Genomic DNA, 17459 nt, shown 5'->3' on the forward strand with positions numbered 1-17459 from the left:
ATGAGATCCCCCAGGTGCTCGGTGGCGCGGCCGCAGAACGCGGCGAACCGCTCGGCCGTCTCCGGCGCCTCCCAGCCACCGGCGCCGAGCAGCCAGCGCGGCGAGACGAAGTGGTGGAACGTGACGATCGGCGTCAGACCCCGGGCGTGGCAGCCCTCGAGCACGCGTCGGTAGTGGTCGAGCGCCGCGAGGGAGAACTCCGCCGGCTCGGGCTCGATGCGGGCCCACTCGAGGAGAAGCGGTAACTGTTCAGCCCCAACCCGGCGACGAGATCGAGATCGTCTGGCCAGCGGTGGTAGCTGTCGCAGGCGTCGCCGGACTTCTCGGCGAAGATCGAGCCCTCGACGTGCTCGAGCAGCCAGACGTCGCTGCTCGTGTTCTGGCCCTCCACCTGGTGGCCGGCGGACGCCGCACCCCAGAGAAAGTCGGCGGGGAAAGGTGTGGTGGTCATGGTTTCCTCCTCGGCTGCAAGGGCTGCGTCAGGACGCCGACGGCGCGAGCGAGGCGTCCACGACGGCCTGAACCTCGGCGGCGGGGCCGAACATGCCGCCCATCGTGAGCGCCATGCCAAGCTGGTCCACGGGGACGTCCAGGAAGGCACCAAGGCCCTGGGCGATCTGGCGGGCGTCGTCCAGGGGAAGCACCTCCAGCAGGGCCGCCGACGCGCGCGGCCAGGCGTCCGAGCTGACGTAGTCGCGAACGGTCGCGGGGGCGTCCGGGGCGGGCGGCGCGGCCACCTCGAACCGGTGCGTGCCGGGGCCGACCTCGTGGCGTTCCCCGCCGGGGGTGACCACGGTGCCGCGCAGGCCGACGGGAATCGTCGCCTCGACGATGAGCTCGCCACCCTCGCGCCGCCAGCTACCGCTGGCCTCGCCCCAGGGCGTCAGCCGGCGCGAGGAGGCGTGCTCGAGCAGGTGGGTGGGTGCCGGGGCAAGCTCGACGTGGCGGGCCACGGCGTCCACGGTGAGACCCGCGACCACCTGGTGGAGGAACTCCGCCACCGCGCCCAGCGCGTAGTGGTTGAACGACGTCATCTCGCCGGGGTTGATCGTGCCGTCGGGCAGCATCGAGTCCCAGCGCTCCCAGATGGTGGTGGCCCCCATCGTCACGGGGTAGAGCCAGCTGGGGCAGCCCTCCTCCAGCAACAACCGGTAGGCGACGTCGGTGTGCCCGGTGTCGTGCAGGGCCTGGCAGATCAGCGGCGTGCCGACGAAGCCGGTGCTGACGCGGAAGCTGTTGAGCCGCGCGAGGTCGGCCAGCCGAGCGCCGGCGAACACGCGCTGCGCGTCGTCCAGCAGATCCCAGCAGATCGCCATGGCGTAGCCGGTCGGCGAATCGCTGTGCACGAGCCCGTCGGCGGTGATCCAGCGGTTGCGCAGGGCGGTGCGGACGGCGTCCGCCAGCCCGGCGTAGTGGGCGCGGCCCTCCTCGTCGCCCACGGCGGCGCACGCATCGGCGGTGAGCCGCGCGCTGCGGACGAGGCAGGCGGTGGCCACGAGATCCTTGTCGACCTTCGAGTCACCCGGCTTCTCGGGCGGGGCGTCCGGGTCGAGCCAGTCGCCGAACTGGAAGTCGCCGGTCCAGAGATGGTCCTCTCCCGCGGCCGCCGCGACGCAGTCGACCCACGCCTTCATGCTGGGCAGCTGGCGGCGGAGCACCTCAGCGTCACCGGTGGCCGCGTAGACGTTCCACGGCACCACGGACGCCGCGTCACCCCAGGCGGCCGCCGGGCGCCCGCCCAGACCGCCGCGCAGCACGTGGGGCACGACGATGGGCACGGCGCCGCTGTCGTCCTGCTCGGCCGCCAGATCCTCCAGCCAGCTGCCGAGGAAGCCCGCCGCGTCGTGCAGGATCAGGGCGGTCGGGCTGAACACCTGGATGTCACCGGTCCAGCCCAGTCGCTCGTCGCGCTGGGGGCAGTCGGTCGGCACATCGAGGAAGTTGCCGCGCATGCCCCACACGACGTTCTCGTGCAGCTGGTTGAGCAGGTCGTGGGAGCTGGTGAACCAGCCCGTCCGCGTCATCGCGGAGTGCAGCACCAGCGCGCTGATGTCCTCGGCGGCCAGCTCGTCGACACCGGTGACCTCGGCGTAGCGGAACCCGAAGAACGTGAAGTGGGGCGCCAGCACCGTCTCCTGGGGCCCGGCGACGGTGTAGCTCGCCGTGGCCCGCGCGTTGCGCAGCGGCCGGGTGCCCAGCTCGTCGTGCTCGAGCACCTCCGCGTGGCGAATCGTCACCGCGTCGCCGGACGCCAGCCCGCGCACCGTGAGGCGCGTGACGCCGACCAGGTTCTGACCGAAGTCGACCAGCAGCTTGCCCGCGGGGCTGCGCCACACGCGCTGGGCGTCCACCACCTCGGTGACCCGCACCGCCGGGCCGCGCGCCGCCACCAGGGTGTCGAGGTCGAGGTCCACGACCTCCACCGGGTGGTCGGCGTCGTCGATGAGCGGACGCCGCAGGTCCTGGGTCTCGCCGCCGTACAGGTCGTTGGCGGTGACGTGCGTCGTGCGGGCCACCCACGAGTCGTCGGTGCCGAGCGCCTGCGTGGCGCCGTCGTCGGTGACCACCTCGAGCCGGGCCAGCGCCGCGAGGCGATCGCCGTACATGCGCTCCATGTTCCAGGTGAGCGGGCTGCGCCACCAGCCGTTGCCGAGCAGGATCTGCACGGTGTTCGTGCCGGCCGTCAGCAGGTCGGTGACGTCGTGGGTGTAGTACCGCAGCCGATCCTCATAGGCCGTCCAGCCGGGGCCGAACCAGTCCTCCCCGACGCGCCGTCCGTTGATCAGCACCTCGTACCACCCGTGCGCGGTGAGGTGCAGCCGCGCGGCGCGCACGCCGGCCGGCAGCTCCCAGGTGGCGACCAGCGCGGGGGCCGGCTCGTCCAGGCCGCCCACGCCGACCGGGCTGATGAGCCGGGCGTCCCCCCAGTCGGAGGTGGCCAACAGGCCGGCCTCCACGACCGCCGGCTCGGACCAATCACTGTCCGCACCATCCGTCGCGTGGACGCGGACGCGCACCTCGGCCCGCTCGCGGGAGGCCAGCGGCACGAAGGGCCAGTCGACGAGCACCTGGGCATCGGAGTCGAGGGTGGCGGTTTCGGTGGACGCCTCCCCGCCCCACGGCGACCGCGTCACCTTGACCGTCGCCGAGGCCTGCCGTACGTCGTCGGGCGCGTCGGCCACCGCCCACGTCAGCCGCGGCGTGGGCGTCCCGACGCCGAGGGCGGGCTCGCCCGGGCTGCGCTGTTCGAACGTGGGGGCCGTGCAGATCATCGGTGCTCCTGGCGGGATCGGGTGTCGGGAGTCGGGTGGCGCGGCCGCGGGTCAGGCGTCGGTGAGCCGGTTGGCCAGCCGGTCGAGGGAGGCGTGGGTGAGCGGGGAGCCGATCGCGTTGAGGTGCCCGTGCGGCACCCCCGCGGCCGTGACGACCGTGACGTCCACACCGGCCTCGGCGAGCTGGCGGCCGAACCGTTCACCGGAGGCCCGGAGGTCGTCGAACTCGCAGTTCTCGATGTAGGTGCGCGGGTAGCCCGCCAGGTCGTCGGCGTGCCCGGGGAAGGCGAGCGGCACCGCATGCGTCGCGGACGGCCCGCCCAGGTAGTTCTCGTTGATGGCGTCGGTCTCGTTGGTGAACGTCAACACCGGCGGCATCTGGGCGATACAGGCGGCGAGCTCGGCGCTGGGCTGCGGCAGCGGCGCGTGCGCGACCGGGTAGACGAGCAGCGCCTGCGCGGGCCGGGGATCCTCGGTGATCGACCGCAGCGCCACGCCGGCGGCCAGGTTGCCGCCCGCCGAGGTGCCGCCGACGGCCAGGCGGGCCGGGTCGATGCCCAGCTCGGCGGCGTGGGCGTGCGTCCAGCTCCACGCGGCCCAGCAGTCGTCGTGCGGCACGGGGTGGTGGACTCCGCCCTGGCACAGGCGGTAGTCGACCGAGACGACGACGCCGCCCGTCCGGGTGACGAGGCCGCGCGAGGCCAGGTCGGCCTCCGGCATGTCGAGGTCCCCACCCAGGAACGCCCCTTCGTGGAACCACACCAGGCCCACGCCGGACGCATCACCCGAGGAGGGCCGGTAGATGCGGAGGGGCACCGGCCCGTGCGGCCCCTCGACCGTCCGATCCTCGGCCACGGCGTCCGTGGGCTCGGGCTCACCGAACGGCGCGTTCCACGCGACGAGCCCTGCCGGCGGGTTGGCCCAGTCGATCGGCTGCGCGAGGCCCTCGATGTGGTGCAGTCGCTCGGCATAGATCGGCGCCCAAGCGCCGGTCGGGGTCGTCGTGGCCGTCGGGCTGGTGGGTGCGTCCATCGCTGTCTCCTTGGTCAGACCGCTGCGTCTGTGGCCCGCTCCACGAGGCTTCGGGCGGGCGGTGAACGAGTCAGGAGCGATTGTACCGATTCACCGACGTCCCCGGGAGGGCTCATTCCGCAAAGGCGTCAGCACGTGGCGCACCCCCTCGCCACGTGGCGCACCCCCTCGTCACGTGGCGCAGCGCAGCTCACGTGGCGGCCCGTCGAGAGCCCGCCACGTGGGCTCCACTGCGCCAGGTGGGGTTTGCGTGCGCCAGGTGGGGTTTGCGTGCGCCACGTCGGACAAGGCGGCGCCACGACAGGAGCGTCCGGCTCGGCTAAGGGCGTGCCGGCATGGTCCACCCGGCGTCAGGCCGGACGCAGGTGCGTGACGTCGCCGGCGACGAAGGTGCGTTCCCCGGCGGCGGTCGCGACCACCAGCGCGCCGTCGGGAGCGACGCCGGTCGCCGTGCCGACCACGCGCTCCTCGCCCATCTGCACCGACACCTCTTCCCCGATCGTCGTGCAGCGCTGCCGGTAGGACGCCCCGAGATCCGCCCCGGCGTCCCACCGCGTGTACCAGGTCTCCAGGCTCTGCAGTACGGCGGCGACCACGCCGTTCACGGCGGCGTCCGACCCCTCCAGCCGCAGCGAGGTGGCGGTCGGCACGGGCAGCTCGTCGGCGCGCAGCTCGGTGTTGAGGCCGAAGCCCAGCACGGCGCGCGGGCCGGCGTCCGTCAGCACCGACTCACACAGGATGCCGCACAGCTTGCGGCCGTGAATGCCCACGTCGTTGGGCCACTTCAACCCCACCTGGACGCCGGTGGCCGCCCGGACGCCGTCCACCACCGCCATGCCCACGAGCAGCGACAGCCAGCCCCACTCCTCGACGCCACGCGCCGGCGCGACGAGCGCCGAACACGCCACGGACGCCCCCGGCGGCGCCTCCCACGTGCGGGCCAACCGGCCCCGCCCGGCGCTCTGGTGCTCGGCCAACCGCACCAGGCCCGGCTCGGCGCCGGCGCGGGCGGCGTCCGCCAGGTCGGCGTTGGTGGAACCGGTGGACGCGACGACCTCGATGTCACGCCACAGCCCCCCGCGGCAGGCGAGGGCGAGGGCGTCGGCGTCCAGGTGTGCGTTCACGGCCCCGATCCTACGAGGCGCCCGGCCCACGATCCGCCGATCCCACGCGGCGCTGCCGCCGGGGCTATCGTCGGTCCATGACGCCCGACCTCCCCGCGGAGCCCGACCGTCACACCACGGCCGGCAAGCTGGCCGACCTGGATGCGCGCATCGAGGCCGCGCTCAACGCCGCCGGGCCCGACGCCGCCGAGAAGCAGCACGCGCGCGGCAAGATGACGGCCCGCGAACGGATCGCCGCGCTCCTCGACGAGGGCACGTTCGCCGAGTTCGACGAGTTCGCCCGGCACCGCTCCCAGTCCTTCGGCATGGGCGAGAAGCGGCCCTACACCGACGGTGTGATCACCGGCGTCGGCGCGATCCACGGCCGCCCGGTCTGCGTCTATTCCCAGGACGTCGCCGTCTTCGGCGGGGCGCTCGGGCAGGTGTACGGGGAGAAGATCGTCAAGATCATCGACTTCGCGACCAAGACCGGCTGCCCCCTCATCGGGCTCATCGAGGGCGGCGGTGCGCGCATCCAGGAGGGCGTCGTGAGCCTCGGTCTCTACGGCGACATCTTCCGACGCAACACGCTCGCCTCCGGCGTGATCCCGCAGATCTCCGTGATCATGGGCGCCGCCGCCGGCGGTCACGTCTACTCCCCCGCCCTCACCGACTTCGTCGTCATGGTCGACCAGACCTCGCAGATGTTCATCACCGGCCCCGCGGTCATCAAGACCGTCACGGGCGAGGACGTCACCCTCGAAGAGCTCGGCGGCGGGCGTACCCACAACACCCGCTCGGGCAACGCCCACCACCTCGCGGCCGATGAGGCGGACGCCCTCGCCTGGGTCCGTGACCTGCTCACCTACCTCCCCCAGAACAACCTCGACGAGCCCCCAGTCCATGAGACCGCCGAGGCCGACCTGGCGGTCACCGCCCGCGATCGCGAGCTCGACACGCTCATTCCGGACGCCGCCAACCAGCCCTACGACATCCACCGCGTGATCGCGGGGGTGCTCGACGACGTCGACTTCCTCGAGGTGGCCGCCCTGTTCGCCCCCAACATCGTCTGCGGGTTCGGGCGCATCAAGGGCCGCGTCGTCGGCGTCGTCGCCAACCAGCCTCTCGTCCTGGGCGGCTGCCTCGACATCGACGCCTCGGAGAAGGCCGCCCGCTTCGTCCGCACGTGTGACTGCTTCAACATCCCCGTGCTGACGTTCGTGGACGTCCCGGGCTTCCTGCCCGGCGTCACCCAGGAGCACCGCGGCATCATCCGCCGCGGCGCCAAGCTGATCTACGCCTACGCCGAGGCCACGGTGCCGCTCGTCACCGTCATCACCCGCAAGGCCTACGGCGGCGCCTACGACGTTATGGCGTCCAAGCACCTCGGCGCCGATGTGAACCTCGCCTGGCCCACCGCCCAGATCGCGGTGATGGGCGCCGAGGGCGCCGTCGAGATCCTCCACCGCCGCGAGCTCGCCGAGGCCGACGACCCCGCCCGCCGCCGCGCCGAACTCATCGACGCCTACAACGCCGAGCTCGCCAACCCCTACGTCGCGGCCGAGCGCGGCTACATCGACCAGGTCATCCACCCCCACGCCACCCGCGAGACCATCACCCGCGTCATGCGCCTCCTGCGCACGAAGCGCGAGTCCCTGCCGCCCAAGAAGCACGGGAACATCCCGCTGTGACCGGCACCGAGCCCGAGCCGGACGCCGCCGCGTTCGAGGTCGTCTCCGGTCACCCCACCCCCGACGAGATCGCGGCGCTCGCGGTGGTGCTCCACCTGCTCGGACGCGAGCAGGGGCGTCCGCCCGCGCCGACGAACAGCCACCCCGCCGCCGGGTGGGCCTCGCGCTGGCACCAGCTCAACCACGGGCTGCTCCCCGGCGTCACCGCGTGGCGCACCACGTTTCGGCGCTGAGCCTGACACCGACGGGCGCGGCGCCCCGGTAGAGTCGCGCCATCGACCCGCCCCCGGCGGGAACTTCGCGAAGGAGCGCACCATGGCAGCCGTCGACGACATCAAGGCCAACCTCGACCTCGACCAGGTCGCCCAGTACCTCGGCACGGACCGCGCCGAGGCCGACCGCGTGGTCGACCAGGCGCTCGCCTCGCTGGTCGGTCAGCTCGACCACAACGTGGCGGACGCCGACGGTGCCGTCGGCCTCACCCGGGCGTTGGACCGGCACGCCGACTCCCCGGCGTTCTCCGACCGGATCGACCTGGCCGGCATCGACACCGGCGACGGCGCCAAGATCGTCGACCACGTCTACGCGCCCGACCAGATCCAGGCACTCGGGGGCGGCCAGGGCGGGTCGTTGGTGCAGCGCCTCCTGCCCATCCTCGCGCCCATCGTGTTGAGCTACCTCGCCAAGCGGCTCGGCGGCGCCCTCGGTGGCGGCGGCGGGCTGGGCGGCGCGCTCGGCGGCGGAACCGGCACCTCGCGCGGCGGCCTGGGCGGCATCCTGGAGGACCTCCTCGGCGGTGCAGCGGCGCAGCAGTCGGGCCGCGCGGAGGCCCCCGCGAGCGGCGGCGGCATCGGTGACATCCTCGGCGACCTCCTCGGTGGCGGCCGGCAGCAGGGCACCCCGGGCGCGACGCCGCAGACAAGCGGCGGGGCGGGCGGTGGCGGGGTGGGCACCGGGCCCTTCACCAGCCAGACGCCCCCGCCCACCGACCTCACGCTGGAGCCGGGCACGGCATCGTCCCCGGCCGGATCGGTTGCCCCGCAGGGCACCGCGGTCAACCGGACCGACAACCCGCTCGGCGGCATCCTGTCCGACCTCCTCTTCGGACGCCGGTAGCCGGTGCGCCTCGTCCTGGCGTCGGCGTCCCCCGCCCGCCTCGCCACCCTGCGGGCCGCCGGCGTCGAGCCGCTGGTGCGGGTCTCGGGGGTCGACGAGTCGACCGTCCCGCACGCCGACCCCACGGAACTCGCGCTCGCGCTGGCCGATCTCAAGGCGGAGGCGGTGCTGGCCGCGCTGGCCTCGGGAAGCGCCGAGGGCGTCGGGGAGGATGCGTTCGTCCTCGTCGGCTGCGACTCGGTGCTGGAGCTGGACGGCCGCGCCCACGGCAAGCCGGGCACCGATGACGCCGTCCGCGCGCGCTGGCGCGCCCTGCGGGGCCGCTCCGGACGCCTCGTGACCGGCCACCACGTGGCCGTCGTCCGGGGCGACGCGGTGGCGCACCGCAGCCGTGCGGCGTCCACCACCGTTCACTTCGCCGACGTCACGGACGCCGAGATCGAGGCCTACGTGGCCACCGGCGAGCCCCAGCACGTCGCAGGCGCCTTCACCATCGACGGGTACGGCGCCGCGTTCGTGAGCGGTGTGGCAGGCGACCACCACAACGTCGTCGGCATCAGCGTGCCCCTGCTGCGCGTCCTGCTGGCCGAGCTCGGTGTCGCGTGGACCGATCTGTGGCGCGCCCAGCGATAAACTGCCACCGCCATGACCGACATCGCCCCGCTCCCCCGGCGCTCGCGCGTCCCCGCCCCCCTCCGCGCGATGCGGCCCCGCCAATGGGTCAAGAACGTCCTCGTGCTGGCCGCCCCCGTCGCGGCCGGGCAACTGTTCGTGCCCGCCGTCGCGCTCGCCACCGCCGGGGCCTTCGTCGCGTTCTGCCTCATCAGCGCGTCCATCTACCTCATCAACGACGTCCGCGACGTCGAGGTCGACCGCCAGCACCCCAAGAAGCGGTTCCGGCCGATCGCCGCCGGTGAGCTCCGCCCGGGCACCGCCCTGGTGCTCGCCGGCGTCACCGCGGTGGCGAGCCTGGCACTGGGCTGGTTCATCGCGCCCCTGCTGGCGGTCACCCTGGCCGTCTATTGGCTGCTGCAGGTCGGCTACTCGGTGTTCTGGAAGAACCAGCCGATCATCGACCTCGCGATGGTGGCGGCCGGCTTCCTGCTGCGCGCGGTGGCCGGTGGCGTGGCGTCCGGCATCCCGCTGTCGCAGTGGTTCCTGCTCGTCGCCTCGTTCGGCTCGCTGTTCATGGTGGCCGGCAAACGCTACTCCGAGATGATCGAGCTCGGCCCCCACGCCGGCACGCGCGCCTCGCTGGCCCGCTACACCGCGAGCTACCTGCGGTTCGTCTGGGCCCTGTCCTGCGCGGCCGTCATCATGTCCTACAGCCTGTGGGCCTTCGAGCAGGCCCCCGACGCGGGCGGCATCACCTGGCACGCCCTCTCGATCGCACCGTTCACGCTCGCTCTGCTGCGCTACGCCTACACCATCGACGCCGGCGGTGCCGGCGAGCCCGAGGACGTCGTGCTGGGTGATCGCGTCCTGCAGCTGCTCGCGGTGGTCTGGCTCATTCCGGTGGCCATCGGCGTGTTCGCCTGAGGCCTAGACTCCGGGCAGGAGTCGCGCACCCCACGGCGGACGCGGCGGACGCGCGGCGAAGGAGTCAGGCGTGGGCATCAGCAAGGTCCTCGTGGCCAACCGCGGCGAGATTGCGGTGCGAATCATCCGGGCGGCGCGCGACGCCGGACTGGCGAGCGTCGCCGTCCACGCCGATCCGGACGCCGACGCCCTGTTCGTGCGGCTCGCCGACGACGCCTTCGCGTTGGGCGGGGACACGCCCGCCGCGTCCTACCTGCGCATCGATGCGATCCTGGACGCCGCGCGCCGCAGCGGCTCCGACGCCGTCCACCCCGGCTACGGCTTCCTCGCCGAGAACGCCGACTTCGCGCGCGCCGTCACCGCCGCCGGCCTGACGTGGATCGGCCCACCCGCCGAGGCCATCGGGGCGCTCGGCGACAAGGTGCGCGCCCGCCACATCGCCCAGCGGGTGGGTGCGCCGCTCGTCGCGGGCACCGCCGAGCCGGTGCCGGACGCCGACGCGGCGGTCACCTTCGCCCGGGAGCACGGCCTGCCCATCGCGATCAAGGCGGCCCACGGCGGCGGTGGCCGGGGCCTGAAGGTGGCGCGGCGCCTCGACGAGGTTGCCGCGATGTTCGACGCGGCGACGCGCGAGTCCACGGTCGCGTTCGGCCGCGGGGAGTGTTTCGTCGAGCAGTACCTGGATCGCCCCCGTCACGTGGAGACGCAGTGCCTCGCCGACGCCCACGGCCACGTCGTCGTGGTCTCGACCCGGGACTGCTCGCTGCAGCGCCGCCACCAGAAGCTGGTCGAGGAGGCCCCCGCGCCGTTCCTCAGCGACGCCCAGGTGGCCACCCTCCACGACGCCTCGAAGGCGATCCTGCGGGAGGCCGGTTACGTCGGGGCGGGCACCTGCGAGTTCCTCGTCGCCACCGACGGCCGCATCTCCTTCCTCGAGGTCAACACCCGGCTCCAGGTGGAGCACCCCGTCTCGGAGGAGGTCACCGGTCTCGACCTGGTCCGCGAGATGTTCCGCATCGCCGACGGCGAGGAGCTGGGCTACGACGACCCGGAGGTGCGCGGGCACGCGATCGAGTTCCGGATCAACGCCGAGGACCCGGCGCGGTCCTTCGTGCCCATGCCGGGCACGCTGACGCTGTGGAACCCACCGACCGGCCCCGGGGTCCGCGTGGACGAGGGCTACCACGCCGGGATGACGGTGCCCGGCGCCTTCGACTCGCTGGTGGCCAAGATCATCGTGACCGGCGCCGACCGCCCGCACGCGCTGGCCCGGGCGCGACGGGCCTTGGCGGAGACGTCGCTGGCGGGCATGCCGACGGTGCTGCCGTTCCACCGGGCCGTGGTCGACGACCCGGCCTTCACCGGTGTCGACGGCACCCTGGGCGTCCACACCCGCTGGATCGAGACCGAGTTCGCCACCCCGCTCGAGCCCCAGGACGCCCCCGCGGAGGTTCCCCCGCCCCCCGAGAAGGTGACCATCGCCGTCGAGGTGGACGGCCGCCGCGTCGAGGTGCGCGTGCCGGCGAGCCTGACGCGTGCCGCCACCGCGGGGTCGCTCGCCCGTCCGCCCCGGCCGGAGCGGGCCGGCGCGCGGGCGGCCGCCCCCGCCGCCACGGTGTCGACCGGCCCGGTGCTGGTTGCCCCCATGCAGGGCACGATCGTGACGGTGGCCGTCACCGAGGGCGACACGGTGGCCGAGGGCGACACGGTCGTGGTGCTGGAGGCCATGAAGATGGAACAGCCCGTGGGCGCCCACCGCGCCGGCGTGGTGCGGTCGCTCACCGCCGAGCCGGGCCGGATCGTCGCCGGCGGCGCATCGCTGTGCGAGATCGTCGACCCCGCCTGAGCGTGCTCCGGGGGCGGGTTCAGGCGGACCGCGGCCGCGCCAGCACCCCCAGCCCGGAGCAGGTCACCCCCGCCAGCGCCGCTGAGCCACCGACGTGGGCCACCAGCCGCTGGAGCCGGGTGGCGTCGTCCAGCCCGACGCCCCACATGAGCGCGACGGCCACCACCGCCACGCCGAGCGCGAGCCCTCCCGCGGCCACCAACCCCCACCCCGCCGAAGGCCCCGCCCCCGCGGGCCGTCGTGCCGGACGCCGCCGGGAGGTGGGCTGGGGGGGACGCGGCCCGGCCCGGAGCGCTGCCTCACCCACGTAGCCCCACGCGCACGCCACGAGCACGGCGGCAACGACGTCGGAGGGGCGGTGCCACTGGTTGACCAGCGTGGCGTAGCCGAACGCGGTGACCACGGCCGCCCCCACGCCCGTCACCAGCGGCACCGCCCGGCGTCCGGCCACGAGCGCAAGCCCGACCACGATGGACGCCGCCACCGTCGTGTGGCCCGACGGCAGCGAGTTGGCTGTGTGGTCACCGGCGATCAGGTCGGGCCGGGTCACCAGGACGTTCTTCACGACCTGCGTGGTGACGTTGGCCGCGCCGATCACGGCGGCTCCCACGAGCGCCGCGCGGGGCCGGCCCGCAGCGAGCCCCACCACCACGACGACGGCGAGGGCCACCGCGACCGCGCCGACCGACACGGTCTGCAGCAGCGCTTCCGCCTGGGTGCTCCATCGCCACGTGCCGATCGTGGCGCCGCGGAGGGCGAGTTCGTCCCCCACCTGGCCGCGGCGCGTGCCCACGAAGAACCACGCGCAGGCCGCCAGCAGCGCCACGGCCGCGAGGGCTGCGACGAGCGGGGCCGCGGGGGTGGGACGAGCCGGCGCGTTCACGGGTCCATCATGCGTGGGCGCTCCGCCGGACCGGCCGGGCACCGAAAGATCACAGGAGATTCACAGCGGCGGCCGGGCCCTGCTCCCGGGGAGCCCCTGCACACTGGACGACATGGAATACCTGCTCCTGCTGGCCGTCGTGGCGGTTGTCGTGGTGTTCGCCGTCCGCCTCGGACGGGGCACGAAGGAGGTCGAGCGCCAACGCGTCGCCGAGGTCGCATCGCGGCTGGACGCCTCCCGCCGCGCCGCCGACGAGGACGTCACCCGTTTCGGCGAGGAGCTGCAGCGATTGGACGCCGACGTGGCCGGGCACCCGCTGGACGAGGCCATGCGGCAGGACTACGAACGCGCCCTCGACGCCTACGAGCACGCCAAGGGCTCGCTGGCGGCCGTCACGGCGCCCCAGGAGATCCGCTACGTCACCGAGATCCTCGAGGAGGGCCGCTACGCCGTCGCCTGCGTGAAGGCCCGCGTCGCGGGCGCCCCGCTGCCCGCCAAGCGCCCGCCGTGTTTCTTCAACCCGGCCCACGGGCCGAGCAGCCAGAACGTCGACTGGGCGCCCGCCGGCGGCTCGGTCCGCTCCGTGCCGGCCTGCCCGGCGGACGCCGAACGCGTCCTCGCCGGCGCAGATCCCTACATCCGCACCGTGCAGGTCGGCCCGCGCCGCGTGCCGTACTGGCAGGGGGGCGAGGAGTACGCGCCGTGGGCGGAGGGGTACTACACGCACTGGCGTGGCAGCAGCCTCATCCGCGACATCGCCGTGGGCGCCCTGGTGTTCCAGGGCATCGCCGCCCTCCCCCATCTGGCCCACGGGCTGGGCGACGGCCTGGCCGGGCTGGGCGAAGGGATGGGCGAGGGCTTCGGCGACATCGGTGAGGGGCTGGGTGACCTGTTCGGAGACCTCTTCGACTGACACCCCGCCGGGAAGCCGGCGGGGGTCAGGCGGACGTCAGGCCCGGTCGGGCCGCGGCGGGACGATCGCCGACGCCGGGTCGGGCTCCTCCTGCTGGAGCCGGTCCTCGATGGTCTCGTCGGTCTCGGGGTCGAGGTCGCGGTGTTGATCGACCGGGACGACCCCCTCGAGCTCACCGTGGTCGGGGCCGACGTCGGCGGCGTCCGCGCCATCGGCCACCAGGTCGAGGGTCGAGAGGTCCTCGGCGGTCACCTCGCCGTAGGGGCGGTTGGCGTCCGCCTGGTCCTGGGGGTCGACGTCATCCAGACCGTCGATGCTGCCGTCCTCGGCGTCCATGGAATCAATGCTCATGGCCCCAGCTTGGCCGGTTCGCGGCGTCCGGACAACACCCCGTCGGATGCCCGGGCCCCCGGGCGTGCCTCCGGCTAGTCTCGGAGCAAGCAAGCCCCGCAGTCGAACGGAAGAGTCAACGTGCCCGAGCCCACCGCGTCCGCCGCCGCCACGCCCGAGAAGGCCGCGACGAAGGACATCACCTTCTGCGTCCCCTGCTACAACAGCAGCGACTACATGGACCACTGCATCGACTCGATCCTGCGGGGCAAGGGCAACATCGAGATCATCATCGTCAACGACGGATCCACCAAGGACGACACGGCGGCGAAGGCAGACGCCTGGGCCGAGCGGCACCCCGACATCATCAAGGTCATCCACCAGGAGAACAAGGGCCACGGTGGCGCCGTCATGGCCGGCCTGCGGGCGGCGTCCGGGGTGTACTTCAAGGTGGTCGACTCCGACGACTGGCTCGACCCGGTCGCGCTGAACCTGCTGCTCAGCAAGGTGCGTCGCTTCATCACCTCCGGCAGCCCGGTGGATCTCATCGTGGCCAACTACGTCTACGAGCACACCAACTCCGGCACGCAGAAGGTCATCCGCTACCGCGGCTTCCTGCCGCAGAACCGCGTGTTCACGTGGAACGAGATCGGCCCGTTCGGGCCGGGCCAGAACCTGCTGATGCACGCGACCGTCTACCGCACCCAGGTGCTCCGCGACTCCGGCGTCGAGTTGCCCGAGCACACCTTCTACGTGGACAACATCTTCGTCTACGTGCCCCTGCCGCACGTGCAGACCCTCTACTACCTGCCCGTGAACCTGTACCGGTACTTCATCGGACGCGAGGACCAGTCGGTCAACGAGAACGTCCAGATCAGCCGGCTCGACCAGCAGATGCGCATCACCCGCGTCATGGTGGAGGCCCACAAGCTGCCCGACGGCGTCGGCAACTGGAAGCTCGCGCACTACATGGCGTCGTTCCTGGGGTTGATCGTCACCGCATCGTCCATCTTCTGCCTGCTCGAAGGCACGGAGAAGGGCCTGCGGATGCGCCGGGAGATGTGGGAGCACATCGACTCGGTCGACCGCGACCTCAAGACGACGCTGGGCCTGCGCCAGTGGCTCGTGCTCGGCTCCAACCTGCCAGGGCCCCTCGGACGCCGCACCTCCGTTGGCCTCTACCGGCTGGCGCAGCGCCTCTACCGGTTCAGCTGAGCCGGCCCGTGGCGCCGGCGCCACTGCCGCTGCCGCGGGCGTCCACGGCGTCGCCGCGGGCGCCCCGCCCGCCGTCGGGGTGATAGCGCGCCAGCACGCCGACGCCGGTGACGGCCAACAGGCCGAGCAGCACCATCCACACCGCCGCCGAGGGGGTGATGTTGGCACCCTCACCGAGCACGGCGATGCCGAAGACCACCGCGACGATCGGGCTCGTCACCGTCATCGAACCCACGACCACCTCCGCGGGGCCGGTGGCGTACCCCTGCTGGATGAACCATCCCGCCGCGACCGCGCCGGCGACCAGAGCGGCGACGATGCCCCAGAACTCCGGTGAGCGCACCCAGTCGTTCGCCCGGGCGAACTCGATGAGCGCCTTCATCAGCGCCGCCTCGAGCCCGTAGAACAGGGCGCCGCCGGAACCCCAGAACATACAGCGCCAGCGGTAGGGGCCGCCGGAGCCCAGCAGCGCGAACGTGACGGCCACGGCGTAGACCACGCCGGCGCCCATCGCGACCCGGCTGACGACGAGGTCGGAGTGATCCACCGCGTGCAGGGCCGTCACGACGGTGAAGGCGAGGGTGACGCCCACGGTCCCCACGACCGCGGTGATCACACGCTTGGGCAGCCGGTGGTGCGTGGCCCGGGCGGCCAGGATGATGGACCACGGGAAGGCGAGCAGCCCGACCGGTTGCACGAGGGAGACGGGCGCCATCGTGAGCGCGACGGTCTGCAGCGCGAACGAGACGCCCATGAACGTGAGCCCCAGCATCCACCGCGGCGAGCGGATGGTCGACAGCAGGTCCTGCCACCGCATGCGCGTCTTGTGGAGATTGCCCTCCAGGTGCGAGTCGACCGCCCGGTGCTGCAGGTGGGCCGACATCGCGAAACAGAAGGAGCCGACCACCACGAGGGCGATCGCGAGGGGTAGGTTCTGCGTCACGGCCACCACGGTAGCCAAGTCGGCCCCCTTCGCGGCGCAACGCGCCCCGGTCGGCAGCGGCCGGCCCGGCCAGATTCAGCCCGGGGGTGGAGCCTCCGTCGACCCAGGTCGCAAGAACCTGAGCCGTTCGGCGACGCGTCCGGGCTAGTGGACGACCTGTTCGTTGCCCCCCTGGCCGTGGAGTCGGCGCGCCGCCTCACCGATCGACCCCGACAGGGAGGGATAGATGGTGAACGCCTGGGCGAGCTGGTCGACCGTCAGCTTCGCCTGCACGGCCACCGCCAGCACGTGGATCAGCTCGCTGGCGTGGGGAGCGACCACCACGCCGCCGATGACGATGCCGGTGGTCGGCAGGCAGAACACCTTGATGAAGCCCGCGCTGAGATCCTGCATCTTCGCCCGGGCGTTGGACCGCAGGGGCAGCATCACCGCCCGCGCCGGCGTCAGGCCGGCATCGATCTCGGCCTGACCCGCGCCGACGGTCGCGATCTGCGGCGCGGTGAACACGTTGGCCGAGACGCTCTTGAGGTCGAGCGGCCCGACGGCGTCACCCAGGGAGTGCCACATCGCGATGCGGCCCTGCATGGCCGCCACGGAGGCCAGCGCGAAGACGCCCGTGCAGTCGCCGGCGGCGTACACGCCGCGCGCCGTGGTGCGCGACACCTTGTCGACGCTGATGTGCCCGGACGCCGTCAGCTCCACCCCCGCCTCCACGAGCCCGATGCCGTCGGTGTTGGGCAGCGCACCCACGGCCATGAGGACGTGGCTGCCCTCGACGGTGCGGCCGTCGGCCAGCGTGACGACGACGCCATCCCCCTCGCGCCGCGCCGAGACGGCGCGGCTGCGGGAGAGGATCGTCATGCCGGAGTTCTCGAACACGGCCTGCAGCACGCGGGCGGCGTCGTCGTCCTCGCCCGGCAGCACTTGGTGCCGCGACGACACGAGCACCACGTCCACACCGAGCGCGTGGTAGGCGGACGCGAACTCCGCCCCGGTGACGCCGGAGCCGACGACGATGAGGCGCCGCGGCAGTTCGCGCAACGTGTACATCTGCGTCCAGTTGAGGATGCGCTCACCGTCCGGCAGCGCGTCCGGCAGCTCGCGCGGGCGGGCACCGGCGGCCACGAGGATGATGTCGGCGTGCAGCCGCTCCTCGCCCGCCTCCGTGGTGGCGATCACGCACTCCGTGCCGTCGAGGCGTCCGCTGCCGCGGATGATGCGAATGCCCTCGGAGCGCAGCCGGGTCGCGATGTCGACCGACTGCCGCCGCGCCAGCTCGACCACGCGGTCGTTGACGCGGCCCAGGTCCACCGTCACGGTCTGGGCCAGGGGGCGGCCGTCGCCGACGTCCGCGTGCAGGCCGAGGGCGTCCGCGCCACGGATCTCGGTCATCACCTCGGCCGTCGCGATCAACGTCTTGGACGGCACCACGTCCGTCAGCACCGCCGAGCCACCCAACCCGCGCCGCTCCACCAGCGTCACCGTGCCGCCGAGCTGTCGGGCGACGAGCGCCCCCTCGTACCCGCCCGGCCCGCCGCCGATGATCACCACGTCCGCCATGGGTCCGATTGTTCCA

Annotated in this window: 15 protein-coding genes and 1 pseudogene; 8 read left to right on the forward strand and 8 right to left on the reverse strand. The window is 73.1% G+C overall.

All coding sequences use genetic code 11. The features are described from left to right. Nucleotides 1–8: 8 nt before the first annotated feature. The 4 genes and pseudogenes from PCC79_RS11670 to PCC79_RS11685 all read right to left on the reverse strand — a co-directional run. Nucleotides 9–451 (reverse strand): annotated as a pseudogene (locus PCC79_RS11670) (family 1 glycosylhydrolase); the annotation flags it as partial. Nucleotides 452–479: 28 nt separating this feature from the next. After that, nucleotides 480–3272 (reverse strand): alpha-L-rhamnosidase, encoded by a 2793-nt coding sequence (locus tag PCC79_RS11675; protein WP_342371918.1) that lies wholly within the window; start codon nt 3270–3272, stop codon nt 480–482. Nucleotides 3273–3323: 51 nt separating this feature from the next. Further along, nucleotides 3324–4304 carry an alpha/beta hydrolase gene (locus PCC79_RS11680; RefSeq protein WP_342371919.1) on the reverse strand — a complete coding sequence of 327 codons (981 nt, stop codon included), beginning with the start codon at nt 4302–4304 and terminating at the stop codon, nt 3324–3326. A 350-nt stretch (nt 4305–4654) separates the two neighbouring features. After that, the gene (locus PCC79_RS11685; protein ID WP_342371920.1) at nt 4655–5428 is read right to left on the reverse strand and encodes a biotin--[acetyl-CoA-carboxylase] ligase; all 774 of its coding nucleotides are present in this window, start codon (nt 5426–5428) and stop codon (nt 4655–4657) included. Between the two features lie 77 nt (nt 5429–5505). Between PCC79_RS11685 and PCC79_RS11690 the strand changes: the two genes are divergently transcribed. The 6 genes from PCC79_RS11690 (at nt 5506) to PCC79_RS11715 (ending at nt 11599) form a co-directional block, all read left to right on the forward strand. Beyond that, nucleotides 5506–7098: an acyl-CoA carboxylase subunit beta gene (locus PCC79_RS11690; RefSeq protein WP_342371921.1), complete on the forward strand. Its 1593-nt coding sequence runs from the start codon at nt 5506–5508 to the stop codon at nt 7096–7098. Beyond that, nucleotides 7095–7331, forward strand: a complete 237-nt coding sequence (locus PCC79_RS11695) for an acyl-CoA carboxylase subunit epsilon (protein WP_232549432.1) — start codon at nt 7095–7097, stop codon at nt 7329–7331. Before PCC79_RS11690 ends, PCC79_RS11695 begins: the two co-directional genes overlap by 4 nt. An 82-nt stretch (nt 7332–7413) precedes the next feature. Further along, a complete protein-coding gene (locus PCC79_RS11700; protein WP_342371922.1) occupies nt 7414–8214 on the forward strand; it encodes a DUF937 domain-containing protein in 801 nt (266 codons plus the stop codon). 3 nt (nt 8215–8217) lie between these two features. Next, complete coding sequence (locus PCC79_RS11705) at nt 8218–8847, forward strand: Maf family protein (RefSeq protein ID WP_342371923.1); 630 nt, start codon at nt 8218–8220, stop codon at nt 8845–8847. 12 nt (nt 8848–8859) lie between these two features. Continuing rightward, nucleotides 8860–9753 (forward strand): decaprenyl-phosphate phosphoribosyltransferase, encoded by an 894-nt coding sequence (locus PCC79_RS11710; RefSeq protein WP_342371924.1) that lies wholly within the window; start codon nt 8860–8862, stop codon nt 9751–9753. Nucleotides 9754–9823: 70 nt separating this feature from the next. Next, nucleotides 9824–11599: an acetyl/propionyl/methylcrotonyl-CoA carboxylase subunit alpha gene (locus PCC79_RS11715; RefSeq protein WP_342371925.1), complete on the forward strand. Its 1776-nt coding sequence runs from the start codon at nt 9824–9826 to the stop codon at nt 11597–11599. Nucleotides 11600–11618: 19 nt separating this feature from the next. Here PCC79_RS11715 and PCC79_RS11720 read toward each other — a convergent pair whose 3' ends face one another. Continuing rightward, a complete protein-coding gene (locus PCC79_RS11720) occupies nt 11619–12482 on the reverse strand; it encodes a phosphatase PAP2 family protein (RefSeq protein ID WP_342371926.1) in 864 nt (287 codons plus the stop codon). 112 nt (nt 12483–12594) lie between these two features. Here PCC79_RS11720 and PCC79_RS11725 point away from each other — a divergent pair, with 112 nt between their 5' ends. After that, on the forward strand, nt 12595–13395 hold the full coding sequence (locus PCC79_RS11725; RefSeq protein ID WP_342371927.1) for a hypothetical protein: 801 nt from the start codon (nt 12595–12597) through the stop codon (nt 13393–13395). A 36-nt stretch (nt 13396–13431) separates the two neighbouring features. Here PCC79_RS11725 and PCC79_RS11730 read toward each other — a convergent pair whose 3' ends face one another. Next, nucleotides 13432–13746: a hypothetical protein gene (locus PCC79_RS11730; protein ID WP_342371928.1), complete on the reverse strand. Its 315-nt coding sequence runs from the start codon at nt 13744–13746 to the stop codon at nt 13432–13434. Nucleotides 13747–13866: 120 nt separating this feature from the next. On the opposite strand from PCC79_RS11730, the gene PCC79_RS11735 reads away from it, so the two are divergent. Then, a complete protein-coding gene (locus tag PCC79_RS11735; RefSeq protein WP_342371929.1) occupies nt 13867–14940 on the forward strand; it encodes a glycosyltransferase family 2 protein in 1074 nt (357 codons plus the stop codon). Here PCC79_RS11735 and PCC79_RS11740 read toward each other — a convergent pair. Both PCC79_RS11740 and PCC79_RS11745 read right to left on the reverse strand, forming a co-directional pair. Further along, a complete protein-coding gene (locus PCC79_RS11740; RefSeq protein WP_232549423.1) occupies nt 14933–15883 on the reverse strand; it encodes a hypothetical protein in 951 nt (316 codons plus the stop codon). The genes PCC79_RS11735 and PCC79_RS11740 overlap by 8 nt on opposite strands. Before the next feature lie 144 nt (nt 15884–16027). Next, nucleotides 16028–17443 carry an NAD(P)H-quinone dehydrogenase gene (locus PCC79_RS11745; protein ID WP_232549422.1) on the reverse strand — a complete coding sequence of 472 codons (1416 nt, stop codon included), beginning with the start codon at nt 17441–17443 and terminating at the stop codon, nt 16028–16030. Nucleotides 17444–17459 lie beyond the last annotated feature (16 nt).

It is taken from the genome of Propioniciclava soli (assembly GCF_038502305.1).
Classification (GTDB): domain Bacteria; phylum Actinomycetota; class Actinomycetes; order Propionibacteriales; family Propionibacteriaceae; genus Propioniciclava; species Propioniciclava soli.

Bases quoted from the DNA above. Each gene is read 5' to 3' on its own strand.
- PCC79_RS11675 (WP_342371918.1), bottom strand. From the start codon at position 3,272: ATGATCTGCACGGCCCCCACGTTCGAACAGCGCAGCCCGGGCGAGCCC.
- PCC79_RS11680 (WP_342371919.1), bottom strand. From the start codon at position 4,304: ATGGACGCACCCACCAGCCCGACGGCCACGACGACCCCGACCGGCGCT.
- PCC79_RS11690 (WP_342371921.1), top strand. From the start codon at position 5,506: ATGACGCCCGACCTCCCCGCGGAGCCCGACCGTCACACCACGGCCGGC.
- PCC79_RS11700 (WP_342371922.1), top strand. From the start codon at position 7,414: ATGGCAGCCGTCGACGACATCAAGGCCAACCTCGACCTCGACCAGGTC.
- PCC79_RS11710 (WP_342371924.1), top strand. From the start codon at position 8,860: ATGACCGACATCGCCCCGCTCCCCCGGCGCTCGCGCGTCCCCGCCCCC.
- PCC79_RS11725 (WP_342371927.1), top strand. From the start codon at position 12,595: ATGGAATACCTGCTCCTGCTGGCCGTCGTGGCGGTTGTCGTGGTGTTC.
- PCC79_RS11730 (WP_342371928.1), bottom strand. From the start codon at position 13,746: ATGAGCATTGATTCCATGGACGCCGAGGACGGCAGCATCGACGGTCTG.
- PCC79_RS11745 (WP_232549422.1), bottom strand. From the start codon at position 17,443: ATGGCGGACGTGGTGATCATCGGCGGCGGGCCGGGCGGGTACGAGGGG.